The organism is Chryseobacterium sp. CFS15, from assembly GCF_031118795.1.
Classification (GTDB): Bacteria; Bacteroidota; Bacteroidia; order Flavobacteriales; family Weeksellaceae; genus Chryseobacterium; species Chryseobacterium indoltheticum.
The window spans coordinates 33,185-54,084 of record NZ_JAVHYL010000017.1 but is presented as its reverse complement, the minus strand read 5'-3'; the positions used below and the strand labels follow the sequence as shown (position 1 = coordinate 54,084).

The window sequence follows — 20,900 nt, the reverse complement described above, 5'->3', positions numbered from 1 at the left end:
ACGAAAAACACCTCTGTACTGCAGAGGTGTTTTTTATTGGTATATATTTGAATATTTTGATCAAATTATCTCAAACTTCTTACATTCACCTCCGGTTTTTCACCTTGAGGAACAATAAAAATAGCATTATCATTAATAGTATCTCCGGAATCAAAATAATAACTTCCGATAACAGGTAAGATGTTGGTAACCATTTTTCCCGATTTGTCGTAAGCGGTGTACGATGCATTAATTAACTGAGTTTTCATTTTCAGCTGAATCTTTTTAGAAGTCAGTTTTGCTCCTGTAGCATTTACACAATCGAGTTCTACAATTCCGGTATCCATTACAATTTGTGGGTAAGAGGTAAGTCTGATATTGTAAGATTTATCAGACGTGTTTTTTACCGAAGCCGAAACTTTGTAGCGATCAAAAGTTTTTCCGCCGACCTGTATACTTTCTTTGTTGGTGATATTGTAGCTCACTTTCATTCCGTTTACATCCGCAGTTTCGCCATCAGAGATTTTCTGGGCCTTTGCAAAATTTTCGAAGCTTAAAAATGTAATTACAAAAAGGAGAAGAATTGAGTTTTTCATAATAAGATTTTGAATGATTAGTAATATAAATTTACAAAATAAAACCGTTTTCTGGATATTAATATTTTATCATATTCAGAAAACGGATAAATATCATAAAATTTTAAGCTAAATTTATTTGATTTTCGCAATCCATTCTGCGCCACTGATATCAGTTAATTTAATCACTGAAATTTTTTCGGCTGAAGAAGAATTATCTTTCAAATCAATCGTTAAATCAGCTTTTGAACCTAACGGAATAATTAAACTGTGTTTTCCGGGTTTTACTTTCGCTACATAATGGTTATGAATTTTTTCTTTAGAGAATTTTGAAAGTTCAGCTCCATTCATTGATTGAATCACTTCTCCTTTTTCATTTAATAAATCGATTCCGATAAGAAAAGAACCATAAACGTCTACACCTTCTGTTCTGTAAACCTCAAATTTTACCTGCGACTGATTCATTTTTATATTTGAAATTTCAACTTTTGGCTTCACCGATTTATTATGCAAAGTTCCAAAAACACCACCATGAAAGTATTGATTGGTGTATAAAGTCAATCCAAAAATAATCAACGAACCTACAAGTACAAAGCGTTTAGGATTTGTAATAGGAATTGCACCCGAACCGAGCCATTGAAACCATTTTTTCTGAGTGAAGCTGTATTTTTTATTTTTAAAATATTGGTCTAAAGAATAAGTTCCGCTACCTGTAAGAAAAAGCGTAAAGCCGCAGGCGATTCCGAGAACGCCTATTTGCCATTCATCTAAACAGGTCGTTCCTATCCATCCGGAACCTAGCAAAATTCCCATTGCCAAAGCAAAAACTCCTGCAGCCATCAACCTTGTGAAGAGTCCCAAAATAATAAATAATCCTACGATCGCTTCAATGATAGTGAAGCTGATCATTGAGGTTTGAAGCGCATCAGGATGAGTAACCAGATATTCAATAATGGGTTTTATTCCTAAAGCATTCGGTAAGAAATGATTGAATTTTTCGCCGATATATCCCGCTTCATCGGGAATGAGTTTGTTTTCGAGAATAAGTCTCCGCCAGAAAGCTGAAAAGTAGGTCCAGCCAATTACAAGGCGGATTGATAACGTATATAAACCAGCCATATCAGTGGGCTGATTGGTCATATTTTTTGTCATTGAAGTTTTATTTTAAAAGTTGATTGTTAAAAATGATTTAGAATTCATTCTAAACCATATCCAGCTTCAATCTTTTAAATAAAATATACTTTGGAGGACTGTTCCCGGAAGTGTTTCCGGAATACGATTTTTGAGAAAAAATAGGCTTCTCAGAATTAAAATTGACCGATTGTAAAAAATCTGAAAGCGCAATTCCTTTAAATTTAAAATCTGCTTTTGAATCGGAAATTTTTGAAGAAGAATTAAAACTTTCACAGCCGGAAAATGAGGGTGCTGTGGTTTTTGTTTTGTTGAGAGCACTGATATGCTGAATGTCAAAAATATCTAAAACATTTCTCTTTAATGAACAGGGAGATAACGAAAACACCACTACAAGCAACATTACAACTGCTTTGTATATCTTTATATGGAGTTTTATATTTGACATTTGTACAAAACTACGGTTTTCAAAATTAAGAGGGCTGCAAATATTTCCATTATACATGAATTTAATAGTAGAAAAATATTTTTAAACATCATATTGAAACATTAATCGCAGCTTCCTTATTCTTATCTTTGTCTCTTTTTAAAGCAATAAAAACACTTTTACTTCAATTGAAGAATCTCAAATATTATTTAGCCGCCATCTTTGCTTTCGCAACCTGGGGAACATTCAGTCTGGTTTTAAAACCGTTGCATTCGTATGCATCTTTAGATATACTTTTTTACAGAGTTTTCAGCTGTGCATTGATTATGTCGCTGGTAACGATTCTTTTCAGAAGAGCAAAGCTTAAAGAAAATTTAAAATATTTTAAGAGTATTTCTCAGAAAAGTAAATACAGAATAATAGGTTTAAACGTTTTAAGCAGTATTTTGCTCACGGGAAATTGGTTTTCGTTTATTTATGTGATGAATCATATCAGCGTGAGAGCGACGTCAGTTGCTTACCTTGTATGTCCGATTATTACAACGATTCTTGCTTTTTTTATTCTTCGTGAAAAACTGACAAAACTACAATGGCTTTCGGTATTTTTAAGTGGAGTAGGATGTGTTTTGCTGTCGTATTCGAATCTTCTTGATATGTTGTACAGCAGTTTGATTGGCTCTACTTATGCGTGTTACCTCATTGTGCAAAGTACCAACAAGAAATTTGATAAGTTTCTGATTCTCAATTTTCACATGATTTTATCAGCATTGATCTTGTTGCCGTTTTTTCCTAAATATTCAGGGTCTATTCCTACAGATTTTACGTTCTATTTTTATATTGAAATTATTGCGGTGATGTACACGATTGTCCCTTTGTTGCTGAATTTGTATGCTTTATCAGGAATTGCCTCCTCAAAAGTGGGAATGATTCTTAATATCAATCCAATCATTGCCTTTATCTTGGCAGGAGCAGTGTATCACGAAGCTCTTGGAGGTTTACAGATTTTGTCTTACGCTATTATATTTTTAGCGGTTATTATTTTTAATGCAAAGGAAATTTTCAGGTTAAAGACTAAAGAAGCGGTGTTTAGATAGCTGAAGATTCAAACTAACAATTTAAATGCTTTCTTTGTGCATAATTCCCCATTTTTCCAACTCCTGGATAACGGGTTTTAGCTGATATCCGATTTCTGTTAATTCATATTCCACTCTTGGCGGAACTTCTGCAAAAACGGTTCTTGTGATAATTTTATCTTCTTCCAGTCTTCGAAGTTGAAGCGTAAGCATGCGTTCTGTAATATTTCCAAGACTTTTTCTAAGTTCTCCGAATCTCAGTTTTCCGTTGATCAGATAACTGCAAATGGCAAGTGACCACTGTCCGCCAATTAATTTTGAAGCATACAATTCCGGACATTCATCGGTGAGCGCTTTTCTATTCGCAAAGTTGGTTGAAGTTTCCTTTATTTTAGTCATTACTTACATTTTTTATAGTACCATACAATTGGTTGCTAATATACCAAATGTAAGTTACACCTATTATTTTTGTAAAAGAAATTTAAACCTTATAAGAAACTAAGCGTCTTTTTACCGCAAAAGCATCAAAAGAAATGATTGAAAAAAATAGAAATTCAAAAGTTTACAAAATGTAAAAACCTTACTTATTGGTTGTTTTGTTAGCTTTTGAAAAACTTAAATCAGACTAAATCTTTTGGCTCTTTGCGGTTTAAAAAAAGTCATATGTTAAAAAAAGAAATTTAAAAATATGAAAACATTAGTAATCGTTACTCACCCAAAAATGGAAGATTCATTAATCAACAAAAGATGGGTGGAAGAATTGAAGAAGTTTCCCGAAAAATATACCGTTCATGAGTTATATGAAAGTTATCCTGATGAAAATATCGATGTTAAAAAAGAACAGGAATTAATTGAAGCATATGATAAAATTATTTTACAGTTCCCGTTTTACTGGTTTAGCAGTCCGCCTTTATTAAAAAAATGGATGGATGAAGTGCTTTTGCACGGTTGGGCTTACGGAAGTAAAAGCGGATTCAAAGTAGGTGGTAAAAAGATTGCTTTGGCAATATCTGTAGGAGTAGATCTTGACGATTACAGTGCAGAAGGAAAATATAAATACACGATGAAAGAATTGACAAGACCTTTTGAACTCAGTTTTGAATATGTGAAAGCAGATTATAAAGAACCTTTTGTTTATTATGGTTTGGAGCATAATACTTCTCTCGAATGGATTGAAAAAAGCGTTCCAATGTATCTTGATTTTCTCGATCAATTTTAAAAATAATGATTAATAAATAATGCTGCTGACAGACACTTGTCAGCAGTTTGTATTACCTTTACTTTTCAAAAATAAAATGATGGATCAAAATAATTTAGATAAAATCATAGAACGTTCTTTAGAAATCAGAAAAAAATATCACGAGTTGGAAATTCAGCAAAATGGAAGCGAGTGGACATTGGAGCAAGATGCTTTGGCGTATCTTACTGATGCCGGATTGGTGGGCAGAAATGTGATGTCGCACGAAAAGACCTGGTCAAAACAGAATTCTGAAGCCGAACTTGAGCATAAATTAGGTGAAAATATCTGGTGGCTCATTGTTTTGGCAGACCGCACCGGAATTGACATCAAAGAAGCGTTAAATAAATTTTTAACCAAAACAGAAAACCTATTCTAATGAGTTATTGTTCAGCAGTCGAAAGAATGCAGCCTGAAAGCAGAAAAGAGCTGCACAAAAAATATCACGACAATCATTACGGATTTCCGATTCATGATGATAATGAATTGTTTGGAAGGTTAATTATGGAAATCAATCAGGCAGGATTGAGCTGGGAAACGATTTTAAAAAAAGAAGAAGGTTTCAGAAAAGCATACGATGATTTTAATATCGAAAAAATTGCCGCTTACGGTGAAGAAGACCGTGAAAGGTTATTAAGTGATCCCGGAATTATCAGAAACAAATTGAAAGTAAACGCTGCCATTGAAAATGCAAAAACTATTATAGAACTGCAAATAGAATTCGGTTCTTTTGAAAAATGGCTGGAGCATCATCACCCCAAAACTTTACAGGAATGGATGAAACTGTTTAAAAAAACGTTCAAATTTACTGGCGGTGAAATTGTGAATGAATTTTTAATGAGCATTGGTTTTCTAAAAGGTGCGCACGCAGAAGATTGCGTGGTGAATGAAGCTATTTTGAAGCATAATCCGATGTGGAGGAAAGGGTAGATTTGTTTTCAATTTTGAAATTAAATATTTCTTTTCTGCATTATTGAGCCAATTATCAATAAAATAATTCCTAACACACAAACGGGTATCCAGAAAATAAAACAGAATTGTGAAAGTTGAATGACAAAGCTGGAAAAATCCCCCCGTGCTGTAAACATTGAGATACCAAAAACAAGCATGATTATTGACAACGGAATCATTGAGCCACCGATAATCAGCAAATATTTGTAAAGTTGTTTTGTCTTCATTTTATGATCTATTTAAAACTTTATTAATTCTTTTTTCGGCTTCTTCTTTTTCTTCGCCACAGCATTCACAGATGTATGTCATTTTTATTTATTTTTTTTCAATTTGGCTTTTCAATCGTTCTATCAACATCGTAATGATTCTTTTATTAAAAACTTTGCTGTCAGATTGATAGACTTCCATCTCCTCTAAAGTAAACATTCCGATGGTCATTCCGATAAAAGTGTTTTTCAGCACAGCGTCTTTTTGTACACTCTGTTCGATAAATATTTGTTTTTTCGAAACTGACAGAGATCCGAAATCTGCTTTTTGCCGCAGAGCATAGTTTGTAAACATTGACAGATACAGATCATTCTGAAGTTTCAAAATGGGACGCAGCGTTTCATTTTGAAATACTTCTGTTTCAGTGGTTGTCTCTGAATTAGCAATTTGTAAAGATTCTCTTAGGTCTATTTTGGTAATCATAGGTTGTATAAAGTAATTTCTGGTAGTAAATATAAACCCAATTTGTCATTCTGACGAAGGAAGAATCTCAATTATATTTTATTATTATTTATAATGCAAGTAAAACTTATTTTCAAAAATTTCCTGCGGATCATATTTTCTTTTAAGCTCAAAGAAAGAATCAGATTGAGGATAGATTTTTCTCATTTTTGTTTTATCGATATGAAGACGGTAGGGAAGGTAAAAAGTGCCTTCATTTTTGATGGTCATATCAACTAATTTGTTGGTTACTATTTTCATTTCGTTTTCCTGTTTTGCCGTTTTCTTTTGGTTAAACAGTAAAACAAAACCAAAAACATGCTCCCTTGCATAGTTCATGTAGCTGTCTTCATCTTTGTCTACGGCTCGAATGGTAATATTTAATAAATCTATTTCAGAATCCTTTAAAATTGGTTTTATATCCTTTATAAACTGATTAAAATTTCTTTCAGGAATAAAATATTCATGCAGGAGATCGGTAGAATTGGGATCTTTATTTTCAATCAGCGAAACATGACCGTTTAATAATTCGTTGCGGGTAAAAACCGTGTTGTTTAAAACGGTATTCATTCCGGTTTCCAAATCCCAGCGAAGTCTTTTTCCATATTCGCTGTTGACGGTACTTCTGAAAACTATACGTCTGATTTCTTTATTTTTTGTTTTCTGAGCAGCAAGAGAAAGCGGTTTTACATCAGCTTTTTCAAAATAAATGATGGTCGCTTCGTCTAAAAACTTTTTGTCTGAAACTCTTAATCTTCCAAAAACAAGATTTACATTTGGGTTGTCTGTAATAAATTTTTTATAGTAAGAAACGTAGTCATCAGAATTCATTGCTACCGATTTATATTTCAGCGCAAGATTATCAACGACTTTCAGTTTTACATCCAGAATAATCCCGAAAAGTCCATATCCGCCAATCACCAACTTAAATAATTCAGGATTTTCTTCTCTGCTGCAATTGATAATCTCTCCTTTATCATTCATTAAAGTAAAAGAAATCACGCTCGAAGAAACGGGCGGGAGATTTTTTTGCCAGCCATGTCCGTTCACACTCATCGAACCACCAATGGAAAACGAGCTGAAAGCCTGCATCACCGCAACAGATTTTCCGTATTTGTCTAAATAATTAATCGCATCTTCCCACAAAGCACCCGAACCAATCGTCAAAATATTATTTTTCTGATCGAGTTCCATCTGTTTGTACGGAAGCATATTCAGCAAAATTCCGTTGGGATAAATGGAATGTCCACCCATGCTGTGTTGAGCTCCAGCAATCGAAATTTTAAGATTTTTTTCTTTGGCGTATTGTATCACCTGCTTTAATTGATTGACAATTTCGGTTTTATTGTTGGGAACGATGATTAAAGTATCAATTTCGGTAAGATTCAATTGACTTGCATCATTGGTAAAACCTTTCGGAGTTTCAATTTTAATATCCTGCTCATTCCATTTTGTTTTAAGAACGTGAATAACCGGAATCGCCAGAAAAATAAGAACTGCTACAATTCCAATAATAAAAAGGTGCTTTTTTTTCATCTACTGTAGGATACTAGGAACGAAAATAGGGAAAATTCTAAGCATACTTTCTAAACATTTCGATTCTTTCTTTTTTGGATAAAGAAAATCATTCTGCTAATTTCTTTCTAATTTCTATACTGTCAATTTTAAATGGAACGTCATTGTATTTCCAACCATCTTTAGGGACCTTTAAATCTATTAAATAGTTTTCAATAGGATAAATCCAAAGGACTTGATTATTTTTTGGTTTAAGAGAATCAAAAATTATTAGAAATGAATCACCTTTTTTATAAGAATAACTTGTAGTTGAGAAATAGTCTAAATCTTTAAAATGATATTTGTAATCTGTACCAGTACCATTATTATTTTTTTGATGCCAATCTGTTGTGGCAATACCAATTGTGTATTTAGAGTTTTTCAACATCTGTTTAATCCACATTTTTTCATGTATAACTCCCCAAATAATGAACCCAATTACCAAAACAAGGAGTATTAAATAGTATTTTCCGGATATAAATTTTATGACTTTATTTTTTATAATCATTTGATTTGTTTGATGATATTTATTATCTGATTTTTTTTTACCCCACCGTCGGTGTATCTTCCTCATTCAAAATCTTTTTTTCTTTCATCGCAACCATCATTCTTTCGCGTTTGTATTCTGTCCAGTCGAATTGATTGAGGAAATCGAGTGCGGCAACAAAGCCGTTTCACTTATTTTCGAAAGACAAAGATTCAAAATGCACAACGGGTATACTTTATATTTTCTAATAAGTTACTTTATCTTTTTATTGCTATACCAATAATTTTCATCATCATTTAGTAATAGTTTAGCTTGAAAAGAAGTTGATTCACTATTTATGCTGTTACTTATTTCTATTAATTTTGGCTTTAATTCCTTAGTGTAATTTTCAATATTTAAATTTTCGAAGATATAATCCCCAAATCGGAGATAGTGTATAGCTAAATCCCAACGGTAAACATTGTAACTCTTTAATGCCTCGCTCAGAGCATAATAATCAGTCCACTCATTTTCATTTTTCATCCACCATTTTTCGGCTTCATCAGCAATTATTTTGCGATAAGTAAGTATTCTTTCTGCCTCATCATTTCTTTTTAAAATTAATTTATCATTAGTAATTTCAACTAACTCATTATAGGAAATTTCCTTCTTTAGAAATCCGAAATTTTGAAAAGTTATTTCTTCAAGCAACCAACCTGCACGAGCGGAAAGCCAGTCAATATCATATCGTACATTCCATCCATGACCATAGAATCTTTTCGTACCGGGATATATTAAATCTCCAGTGTTTTTTAATTCTACATAACTAGTATCTTTGGACATTTCTATTAAAGCTGATATTACTTCTTTGTTATGCAATCCAAGTAAATATTTCCTCGCTGAAGTTACGTCATCGAAGTTTTCGCTTTTAAATAACTGCAATTCTTTTGTTAATCTGCTTTGTGAAAAACAAAAATTAAAAATAAATAAAAGAATTAACAGGTAGTTATATTTCATTGTAATATCTTATTATTCAAAAATAACAATATATTTATTTGCTTTAATTTATTAAATTAAAAATGGTTAAATATTTTCATTAAATCTGCAACTCACTCATTTTCATATCAAAAAAATCGTTAATTTAGTTCAAACCTAAATAAACACAAAGCGATTTTTATACTAACATTTAAAATCATAAATGATGGGAATTACAAATTTAAACAACACGCATTTAGACAATGCAAAACTGGCATCTATTCTTGATGCAATTATAACTCTTGAGATAGCTCTTGAAGATTTTAATATCAATCTCTCTCCACAAGACCGCAAACGCTACGGAAGCATTAATGAGCAAAACAAACTTTTGGTCAACAAAGTGTACGATTATAATAAAAACCAACCCAACCTTAGCGCACCTGATCTGGATTGGCAGGAATTTGAAGATGATTACAACTCTCGGAGAAATCTCGAAGGAATGATTTCCAGATTCAATAGTCTGGTTACAAAACTGGTAGATGCCAAGACGCTTCACGATTACGACAATTATCATGCGGCACTCGAAGATTATGCATTTACAAGCTATAAGGCCGGAAGTTCTGCATCAGGCTTTCAAACGAAACAAGCAGATTTGAAACAGTTTTTCGGAAGAAGCAGCGCTCCCAAAAAGCCCGATACCGAGACACCAGAATCTGAAAGTGTATAGGTCTAATTAAAATTAATGATCCTCAAACTAATCGTTTGAGGATTTTTTTTGAATGGAATGATTGCGTAGAGATTTTTTGAAGTGTTGTACAGAACTTATACAATTATTAATATTAACGTTAATCTAAATTATACTTCCGTTTCGGTTCTGTAATGGTTGTTTGCGGTTGTTTTGACCATCGTTTCGGTTGTCGACTTAATCGACCAGGTCTCTAACCGAAAATTTGTCGTTCCGAACCGAATCGTTTTGGGTTCTGCACCGAATCGTTTACGTCTTAAACCCAAAGGTTATGGTTCAGAGTCGAATCATATTTCTAAACAACCGAATCATTTGGGTATTTCACCGAAAATGTATAGTTCTTAACCAAAATGATGCGCTTAATAACTGAATGATTTTATTTTTTACAACAGTATACATTTTAGCATGTACTGTTTTGGGTAATGTAGAGCACAAGCGAGACGCTTGCGCTAGCAGGGAGCGGGGTTTATGTAAATTATCGCAAATCTATTTTGAGATACTTCTTTGATTTATCGTAGAGATTCTTCATTTCGCTACACTTCATTCAGAATGACAAAGTTTTTTGTGCATAACAAATTCACTCCTTCCCTAAAACGCTCCAACTCTCCAACCCAAAAATCACCCCACCGTCGGTGTATCCTCTTCATTCAAAATCTTTTTCTCTTTCATCGCAACCATCATTCTTTCGCGTTTGTATTCTGCCCAGTCAAATTGATTGAGGAAATCAAGTGCGGCAACAAATCCGGCATTGAAAAGCTGTTCTTTTTCTTCTCTTTTCATAAAAAAATTAAGCCAGCTACTCGTTCCGCAGTTCACGGTTTTAATGCTGTACAAATTGTAAAATGAATATTTGGTCAGGAAAGATTTGTCGTTAAAACCTTTTAAAGTTTCGATGATATTTCCGGCGTAGGAAAGGGGAGTTTTAAGAATTTGTTCGCTCGTTTTCCCTTTCTCTTCATTGATTGCCGAATCACTCGTTAACTGTACTCCAAAAAGTGGAAGTCTTGGATAGAAAATATCGGTCACATGAAAAAGATCGATCGGAAAATTTGAAATACTTCCGCCATCGATAAAAATCCCGACAGGATAAATGTTTTCTTTTGAGGTATTCATCCAGAATTTCCAGGCGTATTGTACAGAATCATCGTCTTTGTTGATGAGCTTTTGCATAGGCTCAAAAAAGAAAGGAACAGACATCGAAGCACGCACAAATTCTGCCGGACTGATGTGCTTCAGTTCTTCTTCAGACCAGTAAAGATTCGCCATAATAGGAAGCTGTACTTTTATTTTGGCGTTGATGTCGGTCGTGATAACCGTATATTCAGATTTCAACTGATAAAACGGATTGTTTTTATAATAATCGTTGTTTTCGATGCCCTCAAAATAGATTCTGTACTGTGTTTCATCAATGTGTTCCAGATTATTCATTTTAATTTCTTCAATTCCGTTTAAAGCGTTGGTGTAAAATTCCATTCCGTTGCCATAGCGGTAATTGAGATTGAGCTCATATTCCTTTTGAATAAATTTTTTATTGAGTTCTGCGACCGTTTTTATTCCGAAATCGTTGAGTACATTTTTCATGGTGTCTTCAAACACATTTCCGGGATTGAGCCCGCTGTTGCTTTTCTGAAAATTCAGGTATAGTTTTTTTAAGATTAGAATTAAAATAATTAAAGGAACAAGGGGAATCAGAAAATAAAGCTTCGCTTCTCTTGTTGTTTCAGAGGAAAGGATAAACGGTAAACTGATTAATCCAACCGTTAGAATAATCGTAATAATTAAATTGATTTTAAAGAAATTTTTATTGTTGAGCATCGCATGAATGGTACTTTTTACATAGCTTTTTCCATCCATAAAATCTGCAAAATTCCAGTTAAAAAGTATTTCTTTAATGACTTCGCTTTTGGCTTCTTCTTTCGTTTTGCAAGCTGCAATCAACATGGTATTAATTGCTCCTGCGCTGGTTCCGGCAACTTTCAGAAAACGGATTCCGAATATTTCGAGTCCGTAAAGATATCCTACCAAGGCACTTCCCCAAACACCGCCTCCTTCCTGTACAAATTCTATATACTGGTTTCCTTCGGCATCCAGAAGATCAGAAAATTCTCTTTTCGAAATATTTTCGTGCAGTGCTTTCAGCTTTTCTTTGGAATCCTGAGAAAGTATGTCTTCATCAAGAATTTTTTGGAGGGTTTCGGATTTCATGGTTTGGTGTGGTGTTTTTGATGTTGAATTTCGATTAATTATTAAAAAAATTCTACACTCAGTTTGTCATTCCGTAGGAATCTAAATACTTAAAATTTTTTCTGCTGAGATTCCTGCGGAATGACAAAAAGGACTAATAAGTTTAAAATGAATTACCATTGCTTTCTCCTTGCATAAATAAACGTACAGATTACAATCACCCCCATTGTCCCTAAAGTGTAAAAATATCCTTGTTTTGTGTGCAGTTCGGGCATATTGTCGAAGTTCATTCCGTATAAACCGGCAATAAAAGTAATGGGTAAAAAGTAAACCGAATAGATGGCCAAAACTTTCATTACCTGATTGGCTTTCTGATCAGAAAGCGCCAGAAACATCGAAATTAAGTTGGTAATCTGAATGTTGAGGTGATCAAAATCGGCAACAACGTCTTTATGTTTATCTTTTAAATCGACGAACTCAGAATCAGGAAGATTGAGGAGTTTAAATTTATCAACAGCATCTGTAGAAATCGTTAAAACCCTCGAATTTAGGCCTGATTTTCTTTTCAGCTTATACAATCTTCGAATTTGATTGGTATGATTGGTATTTTTAAGGAAAATTTCATTTTCAATATTGTCCATCGTTTCAAATAAGCTCAGCGATTCATCATCAAAACTTTTCATGATGACCAGAGCAATCATCAACGCAACTTTATCGGGAGAACAGTTTTCCTGGCTTGCCGAAAGCTGTTTCTTGGTCTCCGTAATACTTTTGGTTTTCAGCCTGTGTACGGTGATGATGGTATTTTCTACAAGGAATATCCCGATTTTTGTACTGATATCACTTATGGTGTTGAGGTTTTTCCTTTCCAGCTCGGTACTTTCGCGCAAAAGAAAAAATTTGACATTTCCGTCGGCTTCATATTTGGGTAAGTGATTGGGGTCTAAAGTATCTTCAAGAAGAAGATTGTTGATTTCGTAGCGTTCATGAAGGTACTTCATGTCTTCTTGTGTAGGCGCTTCCACGTCTATCCATTCGCATCCCGAATCTCTGTAAATTGTGTCAATAGGCATAAAGTAAAAATACTATTAATTTGAAATATGATGTATGAAATAAATTTTATCTTTACCAAAATTAGAAAACTATATGATTAAAAGTACAATAAAAGGGATCGGATTTCATGTTCCGGATCATGTGGTCACCAATGATGATTTAGCAAAACTAATGACCACCAATGATGAGTGGATTACCGAGCGTACCGGAATAAAAGAAAGAAGACACAGAATAAACCGAAATGATGCTCAGGAAACAACGGCATATCTTGGTTTCAAGGCTTCTGAAAAAGCCTTAGAAAAAGCTGGTTTGACGGCAAAAGATATAGACTATATTGTTTTTGCCACGCTTTCTCCGGATTATTATTTTCCGGGATGTGGAGTTTTACTTCAGGATATGTTGGGTTGTGATACGATCGGAGCTTTGGATGTAAGAAACCAATGTTCAGGATTTGTCTATGCGATGAGCGTTGCGAATGCATTTATAAAATCGGGAACGTATAAAAACATTTTGGTTGTAGGCGCTGAAGTTCATTCTTTCGGACTTGATTTTTCTGATCAGGGAAGAGGTGTTTCTGTAATTTTCGGTGATGGAGCAGGAGCAATTGTGCTTTCTGCAACGGAAGATGCAAATGCAGGAGATATTCTGGCGATGAATATGCATTCTGAAGGTAAATATGCAGATGAACTGTGCACGCAGTTTCCGGGTTCAAAATACGGATGGAGCGACAGAATGAGAAAAGAGCCTGAAAATGTAACCGATAAAGAAGTGTACCCGATCATGAATGGGAATTTCGTTTTCAAACATGCGGTGACAAGATTTCCTGAAACCATGAAGGAAGCTTTGGATAAGGCAGGAAAAACAATTGAAGATGTTGATATGTTTATTCCGCATCAGGCGAATTTAAGGATTGCACAGTTTGTACAGCAGAAATTTGGTTTGCCAGATGAAAAAATCCATAATAATATTCAGAAGTACGGAAATACAACAGCAGCTTCTATTCCGATTGCTTTAAATGAAGCGATTGAGCTCGGAAAAATCAAACGAGGCGATCTAGTGCTGCTTTCAGCTTTCGGAAGTGGTTTTACGTGGGGAAGCATTTTGTTTGAGTATTAAATTGTAAAATAGATGCCACGAATGCACGAATTATTCATCTAAAATAAAGGTTTTATTCGTGCATTCGTGGCAAAACAAAATAAAAAAAATCCGAAAAACTATTCGTTCTTCGGATTTTCTATGTTTTAAAATTAAAGATTAAAGGCTCTTCAATAATTTTTCTGTGTCTGCAGTATCTTCACCCGCTGCTTTTCCAAGATCTACTGATTTCTGTGCCCAGATTTTAGCATTTTTCTTGTCTCCAATTTTGTTGTAAAGGTTTGCCAAAGTATCTGTATTTGCATAATTTTCATTCTTATTTACAGATTCCTGTGCCCATTTTACAGCAGTTTCAAGAGAAGATTTAGTGGTAACATTTTCAAAGAAATTCCAAGCTAAAGAATTAAGTTGGTCTGCGCTTAAAGCCGAAGTATCTTTATTCAGTTCAATAGTGATTTTTTCATAGGTTGCAAAATCTTTATCTTTCAAAGCTCTGCTTGCTTTTACTCTTTTCAAAAGGTTCTCTGCTTCATCTCTAGTCATGAACTTTTGAGTTTCTGCAAGGAAATAAGCTTCATCCAACTTTTTTGTTGTTGTGTTGTAAGCTTTGCTCATTACCGTATTTACTTTCACGTTTTTATCAATGCCTTCAACGTTTTTCTCAGGAATTATTTTCAGGATATCAGCCTTTCTTTCTGTAAAAATCTTGTAAGGTGCACCATCTGTACTTTTCATAGCCTGTAAAAGCAGCTGTAGATTATCCTGAGTGATTGCAGGTTTTGCAGCAAAATAACGTTCCAAAACTTTGTTAGAAAATTCTGTATCATTATAAACCGTTAATCCGGCAAGATTTAAAAGGAACTCAGAATCTTTTTCTCCTTTTTCAAATTTTTGTTTCAATGCAGTTAATCTTTTGTTTGGATCTCCTGCATCCATTGCAAACTGGATGAAATCTTTTTCTTCAACATATCCTATGGTTCTGTGAACTTCTTCACCATCACCATTGATGAAAAGATAGGTTGGGAATACTTTTACATTGTATTTTTTTGCCAGATCAATACCTTCACCTTTCTCCATGTCAATTTTTGCATTGACAAAGTTGGCGTTGTAATAATCACCAACTGGTTTTAACGGAAAAATATTCTTTACCATTAATTTACATGGGCCACACCAAACTGCATAAGCATCAATAAAAACAAGTTTGTTTTCTTTTTTTGCTTTAGCTAAAATAGTTTTGAAGTTACTGCCTTCTTCAAACTTAATTCCTTGTGCAAATGCAAGTGCTGCAAAGAAAAGGAATGATAATATTGCTGTTTTTTTCATGAATTTTTTTTGTTGGATACAAATGTAATAATTAAGTTAAATAATTATTCTCTTTTTAATAAAAATAAGAGGATCATTTTAGAAATTATGTATCTCCGTTTTTACTAATAATCCACAATTTAACGCAAAAGCAAACAAAGAATATTAAAACTTGACCGTTTAAAGTTATAAAAAGGATTAAACTTAGTAAAGAAATACAAAAAGTTATAAAATATGAGAAATTGCAGACAAGCATTTTAGAAACAATTAAAAAATAAAATCCATAGAATTTTCTACGGATTTGCTTTTTTATCTTGAGCCTCCTACTGAGGTATTGGGTTTTGACTCTTTACTGCTGTAATCGGTTGGCGAGGCGGCAGTGTCCTGTAAAGATTTTGGAGTATCAGTTTCCGCTTGAGTAGGCTCAGAATGTGCTGCTGCCGTATCACCTGATATATTTCTCAAAGAATCTTTATTGTGATTTTCTTTATATTCTTCCCTGTTTTCTTTTTTGTCTGCGCAGCTTCCTAAAGTTATTAAGCCTAAAAGCATTGCTATTCCTAATTTTTTCATATTTAAAGCATATTGGTTAGTTAATCAAATATAAAAAATCTGCCGAAATTATCAGCAGATTTATGTTTTTATAAGATCTATTTCTTATTTCATTGGCGCTGCCGCTGTATCTACTGGCATTTTCATAGTGTCCGGGCTTTGCATTGGCGTAGAGGTTGAGTCCATACTTGTCGTAGAATCTGCTATAACAGTCATTGAGTCTTTATTTTCTGAAGACATCCGTGGTTCTTTTGATCCGCAGCTTGCGGCAACTAAGCCTATTCCGAAGGCAAATAACATTAACTTTTTCATAATATTTTATTTTTATAGTGTTTTAATCCATACCCAATTATCATTCCAAAAAGTGTAAACTTTATATTAAAATTCGGTAATATTTGTTAAAAAACTGGTAGTGGTTATAAATTGTCGTAGTTCTACTACATCAAATCGTAGAATTACTACAATTTTCGAAATAATTATTCTAAAATTTTAAAGATATTATTGGTGTATCTATCTTTGGGTTATAGAAATCACAAAAAATACTAACGATTAAAATTTACTTATCATGGCAGCAAATTCAAGAGGAATCTTAAAATTCAACGGTAGCGAAGGTCAAAAATTATTAAAGCTGAACTACAGCGTTTCTAGATCTACAGACGTTTCAGGTAGAGTAGCATCAGACCCTTCTAATGCGCTTATCAAACTAACGATCGAGGCAACAGAAAAATCTGACATCCTTGAGTCACTGTTAAACGGAAAGTACAAGCCGACAACTGGTGAAATTACTTTCAACAAATCTCACGAAGAAGGAACTCTAATTACTTTAAACTGGGAAAACGGTTATGTAATTCAGCATGAGGTAGACTTCGATGCTGTAGACGAAAACTCAATGTTAATCAGCTTTGTTGTAAGTGCTGAGAAAATCAACTACGGAAACTCTGCTTACGAAGGAGTTTGGCCGACAGTATAACAGCAATTCATCAAGGTTTATTAGAGATTCAAAAAAAGACTGTCCGAAAAGACGGTCTTTTTCAGTTCATCGTATATTTCAGTGTTGATTTTTGTACAACTTTATTTTTTATGGCAGCTGATCCTTCTTCCACTCCCGCTTTTTTTATTATTGGTTAGCTACCAAAAATAAAAAAGAGCTCCGTTCAAGCAGGGCTGCGATTGAGTCTATTTTATAAGAATTCAGTAAAATATCACACTCTTACCAGTAAACAGATAGCTAAAAGCCTGAATATAAAAAATTTATAACTTAAAATTTAAATGAATAAATAAAATTTAATATCTTTAATCCACCACATAATCACAACAATATGAATACCTTAGAAAAAAACGGAGGTTCCGCTTTTCGCCCATCACAGAATGCGGCCGGGATCTCAGAGAATCACCATACCGGTATCAACCGATTGGTAAAATTATCTTTGGTCATTGAAGGTAAGGTGATCAAATATTACAAGCATTTCAAGCTTACCCAAAGTTCTCAGAAACATCACGAATTTACGCTGACATTAGCTCACGATACTTTAGGCGACCGCCAAACGCATACTTTAGAAGAAGCCAATAAGTTTTTAGGCAAAAGATTAACGGCCGTTATTTCTTATAAAGACATTGAAAACAGTCCGGAACGTACTTTTGTAGGTGTCATCACCGGCGTAGGTTTCAGTCAGGAGAAAATGAGCTTGGGAAATATTATTTTATCAGGTTACAGTCCGACTATTTTATTGGATGGGGCACCGCATATTCAGAGTTTTGGTGGAAATCAGGCTGTCAATATGGGAATTATTGCTGAAGAAGTGATTAGGCAGGGTTTAGATAAAAGCCGTTTTGATATCAGAATCGATACAAATGATTATTCTCAAATCATTTACAGCAGTCAGTATGATGAAACCCATTATAATTATCTGGCGAGAATGGCAGAAGCGTATGGTGAACAGTTCTATTATGATGGTGAAGTTCTCCACTTTGGAAAACTTCCTCCACAAAACCAACCCATCAAATTAACCTACGGAAGCAGCGCCAACGACATAAAAGTCGAATTGAAAGCGGTTCATACAAAACCACAATTCTACGGTTACAACAGCAATAAAAATGAAAAACTGATATCAGGTTCTACTCCGATTCAGCATGTTGGAGATTTGGCAAAAACAGCGTATCAGCACAACGATACTATTTATAAAACACCTTCATTACGGGTTGCTCCGATAAAAGCAACCACCCATTTGGATGTTGAATACTCCCAAAAAAGCACATCAGGAAGTGAAGGCGTGAATGTCTTCAGTGTTTCAGGCTCTACGACGGTTCCTTTTTTACATCCGGGATGCAGTGTCGATATCGAAATGCGGAAACCGGATACGAATGAAACCTCCTATTTCACAAAAATCATGGTTACAGAAGCAACGCATGAGATAGATACCATCGGTCATTACACCGGAAGTTTTCAGGGAATTGCATCTGATACAGGATTTTTACCTAAGCCGGAATTCACAATACCAATTGCTCAACCCCAAATTGCCACTGTAATTTCAAATACCGATCCGGAAGGGCAGGGAAGAGTTCAGGTAAGATTTGACTGGCAGACGAACGACACCACTCATTTTATAAGAATGATGAGTCCCGATGCAGGAGGAACCGACCAAATCACACAAAACCGAGGGTATGTTGCCATACCGGAAGTCGGTGATCAGGTGATGGTGAATTTTGTACACAATCATCCCGACAGACCTTTTGTTATGGGCGGAATGTTTCATGGGGGAACAGCTTTGGGAGGATTCGCAGACAACCGTGTAAAATCTATCATGACCCGAAGCGGCCATAAAGTTGTTTTCACGGAAGATGAAAGTATTATTATTACAGATAAATCGGGTAATGAGATTCATCTTGATACGACGGGAAGTAATATCAACATCACCGCTCCAGAAACGATGACGCTGAATTGTAAGAATATGAATATCAATGTGACGGAAAGTATGAACACAAACGTGGGAATGAACCAAAACAATACCGTGGGAATGAATATTTCTGAAAGTGCAGGTATGAATAGAACTTCTACTGTTGGTTTATTAAATATGCTTTCTGTTGGAACTGATTTTATTACAAACGTTACAGGGAAAATGACTGAGTTTATTACCGGAAATAAAGAATCGCATACAGAAAAAGATCGATTAAGAGTTGCCAATGGTAAAATTACCAATCAAAGTCAGGGAGTTTTTGAACAGCATTCTCAAAAAGAGATTAAGAATAATTCTGCAGAAATTTCAAAAAACCATTAGTTATGGGCAAGGAATCTTTTATAGGAGGAGATTATATTGAAACCACCGGAGGTGCTTCCAAAACCTATGCAGGGAAAAATATTGAAAACTCTTCCTTTGGAAATCAATTTACACAGAATGGACTTGGCTCAGGAGTGACGTATGGTACGAATGAATCTGCACCCAATCTAAAACAAGAAGATAAAAAATGTTTCTGTGAAAAAGAATTTGAAGAAGAAGATATTAAATCTTTTTATAATTCTAAAAGATTGTTTACTGCTAAAAATTGTCCTTTGCCAGCTGAAATGAAAACCTATCAAGCTTTTACAGATGCTTTGAATAAGGCAATGAAAGACAATAATATCAATACATGTCTTAGAAAAGCTCATTTTTTAGCGCAGATTGAAACAGAATCAGATAGACTTAACACCACGATGGAATATGCTTCGGGATGGGATTATGATCATTCTACTCATTTGGAAGGGTATAATAAATATAAGTTATATCTTGACAATAAAAAAAGAAAGGATAATCCGTATTTGGCTAATAATACAAAGCAATTGAGACGTTCTTATAACAGATACAAAGAGTGCTTGAGCCATGGTCATACTTCCAAAGGTGATGGTCCCAAATACAAAGGTAAAGGTTTGATTCAATTAACATGGAGAGACACATATGAAAAATATTTTATACATATTGAAAAACCAGAATTAATTGACACTTCCGAAGTTATTGCAAATAACTTAACGTATACTTGTGATTCTGCTGGTTGGTTTTGGGATGATAGACAATTGGGTAATTATGCGGATAAAGATGATTTAATTTTTATTTCTGTTAGAATCAACGGGGGATTAAATGGTTTTGATCATCGAAAAAGTAATGTTAAATCTATTATTAAATTAATGGAAATTAAAGAGAATTGCATAACAAACAAATTAGAATCAATTGGAACTTATAAATATGAGACAAGTAATATCAAAAACCTCAAATGGGGTAAAAACAATAAATCTAAAATTCAAAAGTATGATGACTAAGTTTTTAATATTCTTTTTATTTCTTGCATTTATATGTGTTTTTTCGCAAAAGATTTCTGGAGAATATTATCCAATTGAATCTAAGTGCAAGCTTTATTTAAAAATTGATTGTAAAAATAACTTTGTTTTTAGTACAATTGGTAATGAAAAAATTAAAGGCATTGTAAAGGTATTAAAAGAAGACAATGTAACTTATCTCGAATTTGATAATTTAAGCTCTATGTTTGCAAATGATACAATTTATATTCAAAACTCAGGCAATTCTATAAATCCATATTTGCATTTCAAAGAATGTGATGAGAAATTTATTCATCTAATAAAAAGAAAAAAAGAGGGAAAAATACTTCAAAATAATAGTTCTGGAAAAAAATAATTTTAAATGAAATTATTATCTTTTTTGAAACAAAATTAATTTATACTTTTTTATATATCCTTATTCGAAAAAATCTAAATATTTCAAATTAATTTCGCAATTCTAAAAGCATAGATTGGGTTAAGGTCAAGTTGTAAAAGATGCCATTTTTCCGTTATTAAACGAATGCTTATGAAAAATATATTATTGATAATATTTGCATCAATACTATTTTCTGGGTGCAATTCTTTAC

At 33.8% G+C, this 20,900-nt stretch carries 23 protein-coding genes; 10 read left to right on the top strand and 13 right to left on the bottom strand.

Annotation, left to right across the window (positions count from 1 at the left end; genetic code table 11):
- Window positions 1-65 precede the first annotated feature (65 nt).
- The 3 genes from OH814_RS19635 to OH814_RS19625 all read right to left on the bottom strand — a co-directional run bounded on the left by OH814_RS19635 (window position 66) and on the right by OH814_RS19625 (window position 2,133).
- A complete protein-coding gene (locus OH814_RS19635; protein WP_308829331.1) occupies window positions 66-575 on the bottom strand; it encodes a hypothetical protein in 510 nt (169 codons plus the stop codon).
- A gap of 114 nt (window positions 576-689) precedes the next feature.
- Window positions 690-1,706 (bottom strand): TQO small subunit DoxD, encoded by a 1,017-nt coding sequence (locus tag OH814_RS19630; RefSeq protein WP_308829330.1) that lies wholly within the window; start codon window positions 1,704-1,706, stop codon window positions 690-692.
- 49 nt (window positions 1,707-1,755) lie between these two features.
- Window positions 1,756-2,133 carry a hypothetical protein gene (locus OH814_RS19625; protein ID WP_123887053.1) on the bottom strand — a complete coding sequence of 126 codons (378 nt, stop codon included), beginning with the start codon at window positions 2,131-2,133 and terminating at the stop codon, window positions 1,756-1,758.
- Window positions 2,134-2,300: 167 nt separating this feature from the next.
- Here OH814_RS19625 and OH814_RS19620 point away from each other — a divergent pair, with 167 nt between their 5' ends.
- Window positions 2,301-3,206 (top strand): EamA family transporter, encoded by a 906-nt coding sequence (locus tag OH814_RS19620; protein ID WP_076562831.1) that lies wholly within the window; start codon window positions 2,301-2,303, stop codon window positions 3,204-3,206.
- Window positions 3,207-3,227: 21 nt separating this feature from the next.
- Here OH814_RS19620 and OH814_RS19615 read toward each other — a convergent pair whose 3' ends face one another.
- Entirely contained in the window at window positions 3,228-3,584 is a 357-nt protein-coding gene (locus OH814_RS19615) for a helix-turn-helix domain-containing protein (protein ID WP_123887054.1), read from the bottom strand.
- Window positions 3,585-3,873: 289 nt separating this feature from the next.
- Between OH814_RS19615 and OH814_RS19610 the strand changes: the two genes are divergently transcribed.
- The 3 genes from OH814_RS19610 to OH814_RS19600 are packed head-to-tail and all read left to right on the top strand — an operon-like array spanning window position 3,874 to window position 5,352.
- Complete coding sequence (locus OH814_RS19610) at window positions 3,874-4,404, top strand: NAD(P)H-dependent oxidoreductase (RefSeq protein WP_308829329.1); 531 nt, start codon at window positions 3,874-3,876, stop codon at window positions 4,402-4,404.
- A 19-nt stretch (window positions 4,405-4,423) separates the two neighbouring features.
- On the top strand, window positions 4,424-4,801 hold the full coding sequence (locus OH814_RS19605) for a MazG-like protein (protein WP_308829328.1): 378 nt from the start codon (window positions 4,424-4,426) through the stop codon (window positions 4,799-4,801).
- Window positions 4,801-5,352: a DNA-3-methyladenine glycosylase I gene (locus OH814_RS19600; protein WP_308829327.1), complete on the top strand. Its 552-nt coding sequence runs from the start codon at window positions 4,801-4,803 to the stop codon at window positions 5,350-5,352. The genes OH814_RS19605 and OH814_RS19600 overlap by 1 nt, the downstream gene beginning before the upstream one ends.
- A gap of 336 nt (window positions 5,353-5,688) precedes the next feature.
- Here OH814_RS19600 and OH814_RS19595 read toward each other — a convergent pair whose 3' ends face one another.
- From OH814_RS19595 to OH814_RS19580, 4 genes are all read right to left on the bottom strand, one after another.
- Complete coding sequence (locus OH814_RS19595) at window positions 5,689-6,063, bottom strand: glyoxalase (RefSeq protein WP_123887059.1); 375 nt, start codon at window positions 6,061-6,063, stop codon at window positions 5,689-5,691.
- 84 nt (window positions 6,064-6,147) lie between these two features.
- Complete coding sequence (locus OH814_RS19590; RefSeq protein WP_308829326.1) at window positions 6,148-7,617, bottom strand: FAD-binding oxidoreductase; 1,470 nt, start codon at window positions 7,615-7,617, stop codon at window positions 6,148-6,150.
- Window positions 7,618-7,705: 88 nt separating this feature from the next.
- Complete coding sequence (locus OH814_RS19585; RefSeq protein ID WP_308829325.1) at window positions 7,706-8,209, bottom strand: hypothetical protein; 504 nt, start codon at window positions 8,207-8,209, stop codon at window positions 7,706-7,708.
- A 165-nt stretch (window positions 8,210-8,374) separates the two neighbouring features.
- Complete coding sequence (locus tag OH814_RS19580) at window positions 8,375-9,118, bottom strand: hypothetical protein (RefSeq protein WP_308829324.1); 744 nt, start codon at window positions 9,116-9,118, stop codon at window positions 8,375-8,377.
- A 184-nt stretch (window positions 9,119-9,302) separates the two neighbouring features.
- On the opposite strand from OH814_RS19580, the gene OH814_RS19575 reads away from it, so the two are divergent.
- Entirely contained in the window at window positions 9,303-9,803 is a 501-nt protein-coding gene (locus tag OH814_RS19575) for a hypothetical protein (RefSeq protein ID WP_308829323.1), read from the top strand.
- A 636-nt stretch (window positions 9,804-10,439) separates the two neighbouring features.
- Here OH814_RS19575 and OH814_RS19570 read toward each other — a convergent pair.
- Window positions 10,440-12,026 (bottom strand): patatin-like phospholipase family protein, encoded by a 1,587-nt coding sequence (locus tag OH814_RS19570; RefSeq protein ID WP_308829322.1) that lies wholly within the window; start codon window positions 12,024-12,026, stop codon window positions 10,440-10,442.
- Between the two features lie 152 nt (window positions 12,027-12,178).
- Window positions 12,179-13,078: a CorA family divalent cation transporter gene (locus OH814_RS19565; protein WP_076562746.1), complete on the bottom strand. Its 900-nt coding sequence runs from the start codon at window positions 13,076-13,078 to the stop codon at window positions 12,179-12,181.
- A 73-nt stretch (window positions 13,079-13,151) separates the two neighbouring features.
- Here OH814_RS19565 and OH814_RS19560 point away from each other — a divergent pair, with 73 nt between their 5' ends.
- On the top strand, window positions 13,152-14,174 hold the full coding sequence (locus OH814_RS19560) for a 3-oxoacyl-ACP synthase III family protein (RefSeq protein WP_279197169.1): 1,023 nt from the start codon (window positions 13,152-13,154) through the stop codon (window positions 14,172-14,174).
- Window positions 14,175-14,312: 138 nt separating this feature from the next.
- On the opposite strand, the gene OH814_RS19555 is transcribed toward OH814_RS19560, so the two are convergent.
- From OH814_RS19555 to OH814_RS19545, 3 genes are all read right to left on the bottom strand, one after another.
- Entirely contained in the window at window positions 14,313-15,476 is a 1,164-nt protein-coding gene (locus OH814_RS19555; RefSeq protein WP_308829321.1) for a thioredoxin family protein, read from the bottom strand.
- Window positions 15,477-15,764: 288 nt separating this feature from the next.
- Window positions 15,765-16,028 carry a hypothetical protein gene (locus tag OH814_RS19550; RefSeq protein ID WP_308829320.1) on the bottom strand — a complete coding sequence of 88 codons (264 nt, stop codon included), beginning with the start codon at window positions 16,026-16,028 and terminating at the stop codon, window positions 15,765-15,767.
- 84 nt (window positions 16,029-16,112) lie between these two features.
- Window positions 16,113-16,319: a cytochrome C551 gene (locus tag OH814_RS19545; RefSeq protein WP_308829319.1), complete on the bottom strand. Its 207-nt coding sequence runs from the start codon at window positions 16,317-16,319 to the stop codon at window positions 16,113-16,115.
- 253 nt (window positions 16,320-16,572) lie between these two features.
- Between OH814_RS19545 and tssD the strand changes: the two genes are divergently transcribed.
- The 4 genes from tssD (at window position 16,573) to OH814_RS19525 (ending at window position 20,668) form a co-directional block, all read left to right on the top strand.
- Entirely contained in the window at window positions 16,573-16,977 is a 405-nt protein-coding gene (gene tssD, locus OH814_RS19540) for a type VI secretion system tube protein TssD (RefSeq protein WP_076562759.1), read from the top strand.
- 349 nt (window positions 16,978-17,326) lie between these two features.
- Complete coding sequence (locus OH814_RS19535) at window positions 17,327-19,282, top strand: phage baseplate assembly protein V (protein ID WP_308829318.1); 1,956 nt, start codon at window positions 17,327-17,329, stop codon at window positions 19,280-19,282.
- Between the two features lie 2 nt (window positions 19,283-19,284).
- The gene (locus OH814_RS19530; protein WP_308829317.1) at window positions 19,285-20,295 is read left to right on the top strand and encodes a hypothetical protein; all 1,011 of its coding nucleotides are present in this window, start codon (window positions 19,285-19,287) and stop codon (window positions 20,293-20,295) included.
- Entirely contained in the window at window positions 20,285-20,668 is a 384-nt protein-coding gene (locus OH814_RS19525; protein WP_308829316.1) for a hypothetical protein, read from the top strand. Before OH814_RS19530 ends, OH814_RS19525 begins: the two co-directional genes overlap by 11 nt.
- The last annotated feature ends 232 nt before the right edge of the window (window positions 20,669-20,900 follow it).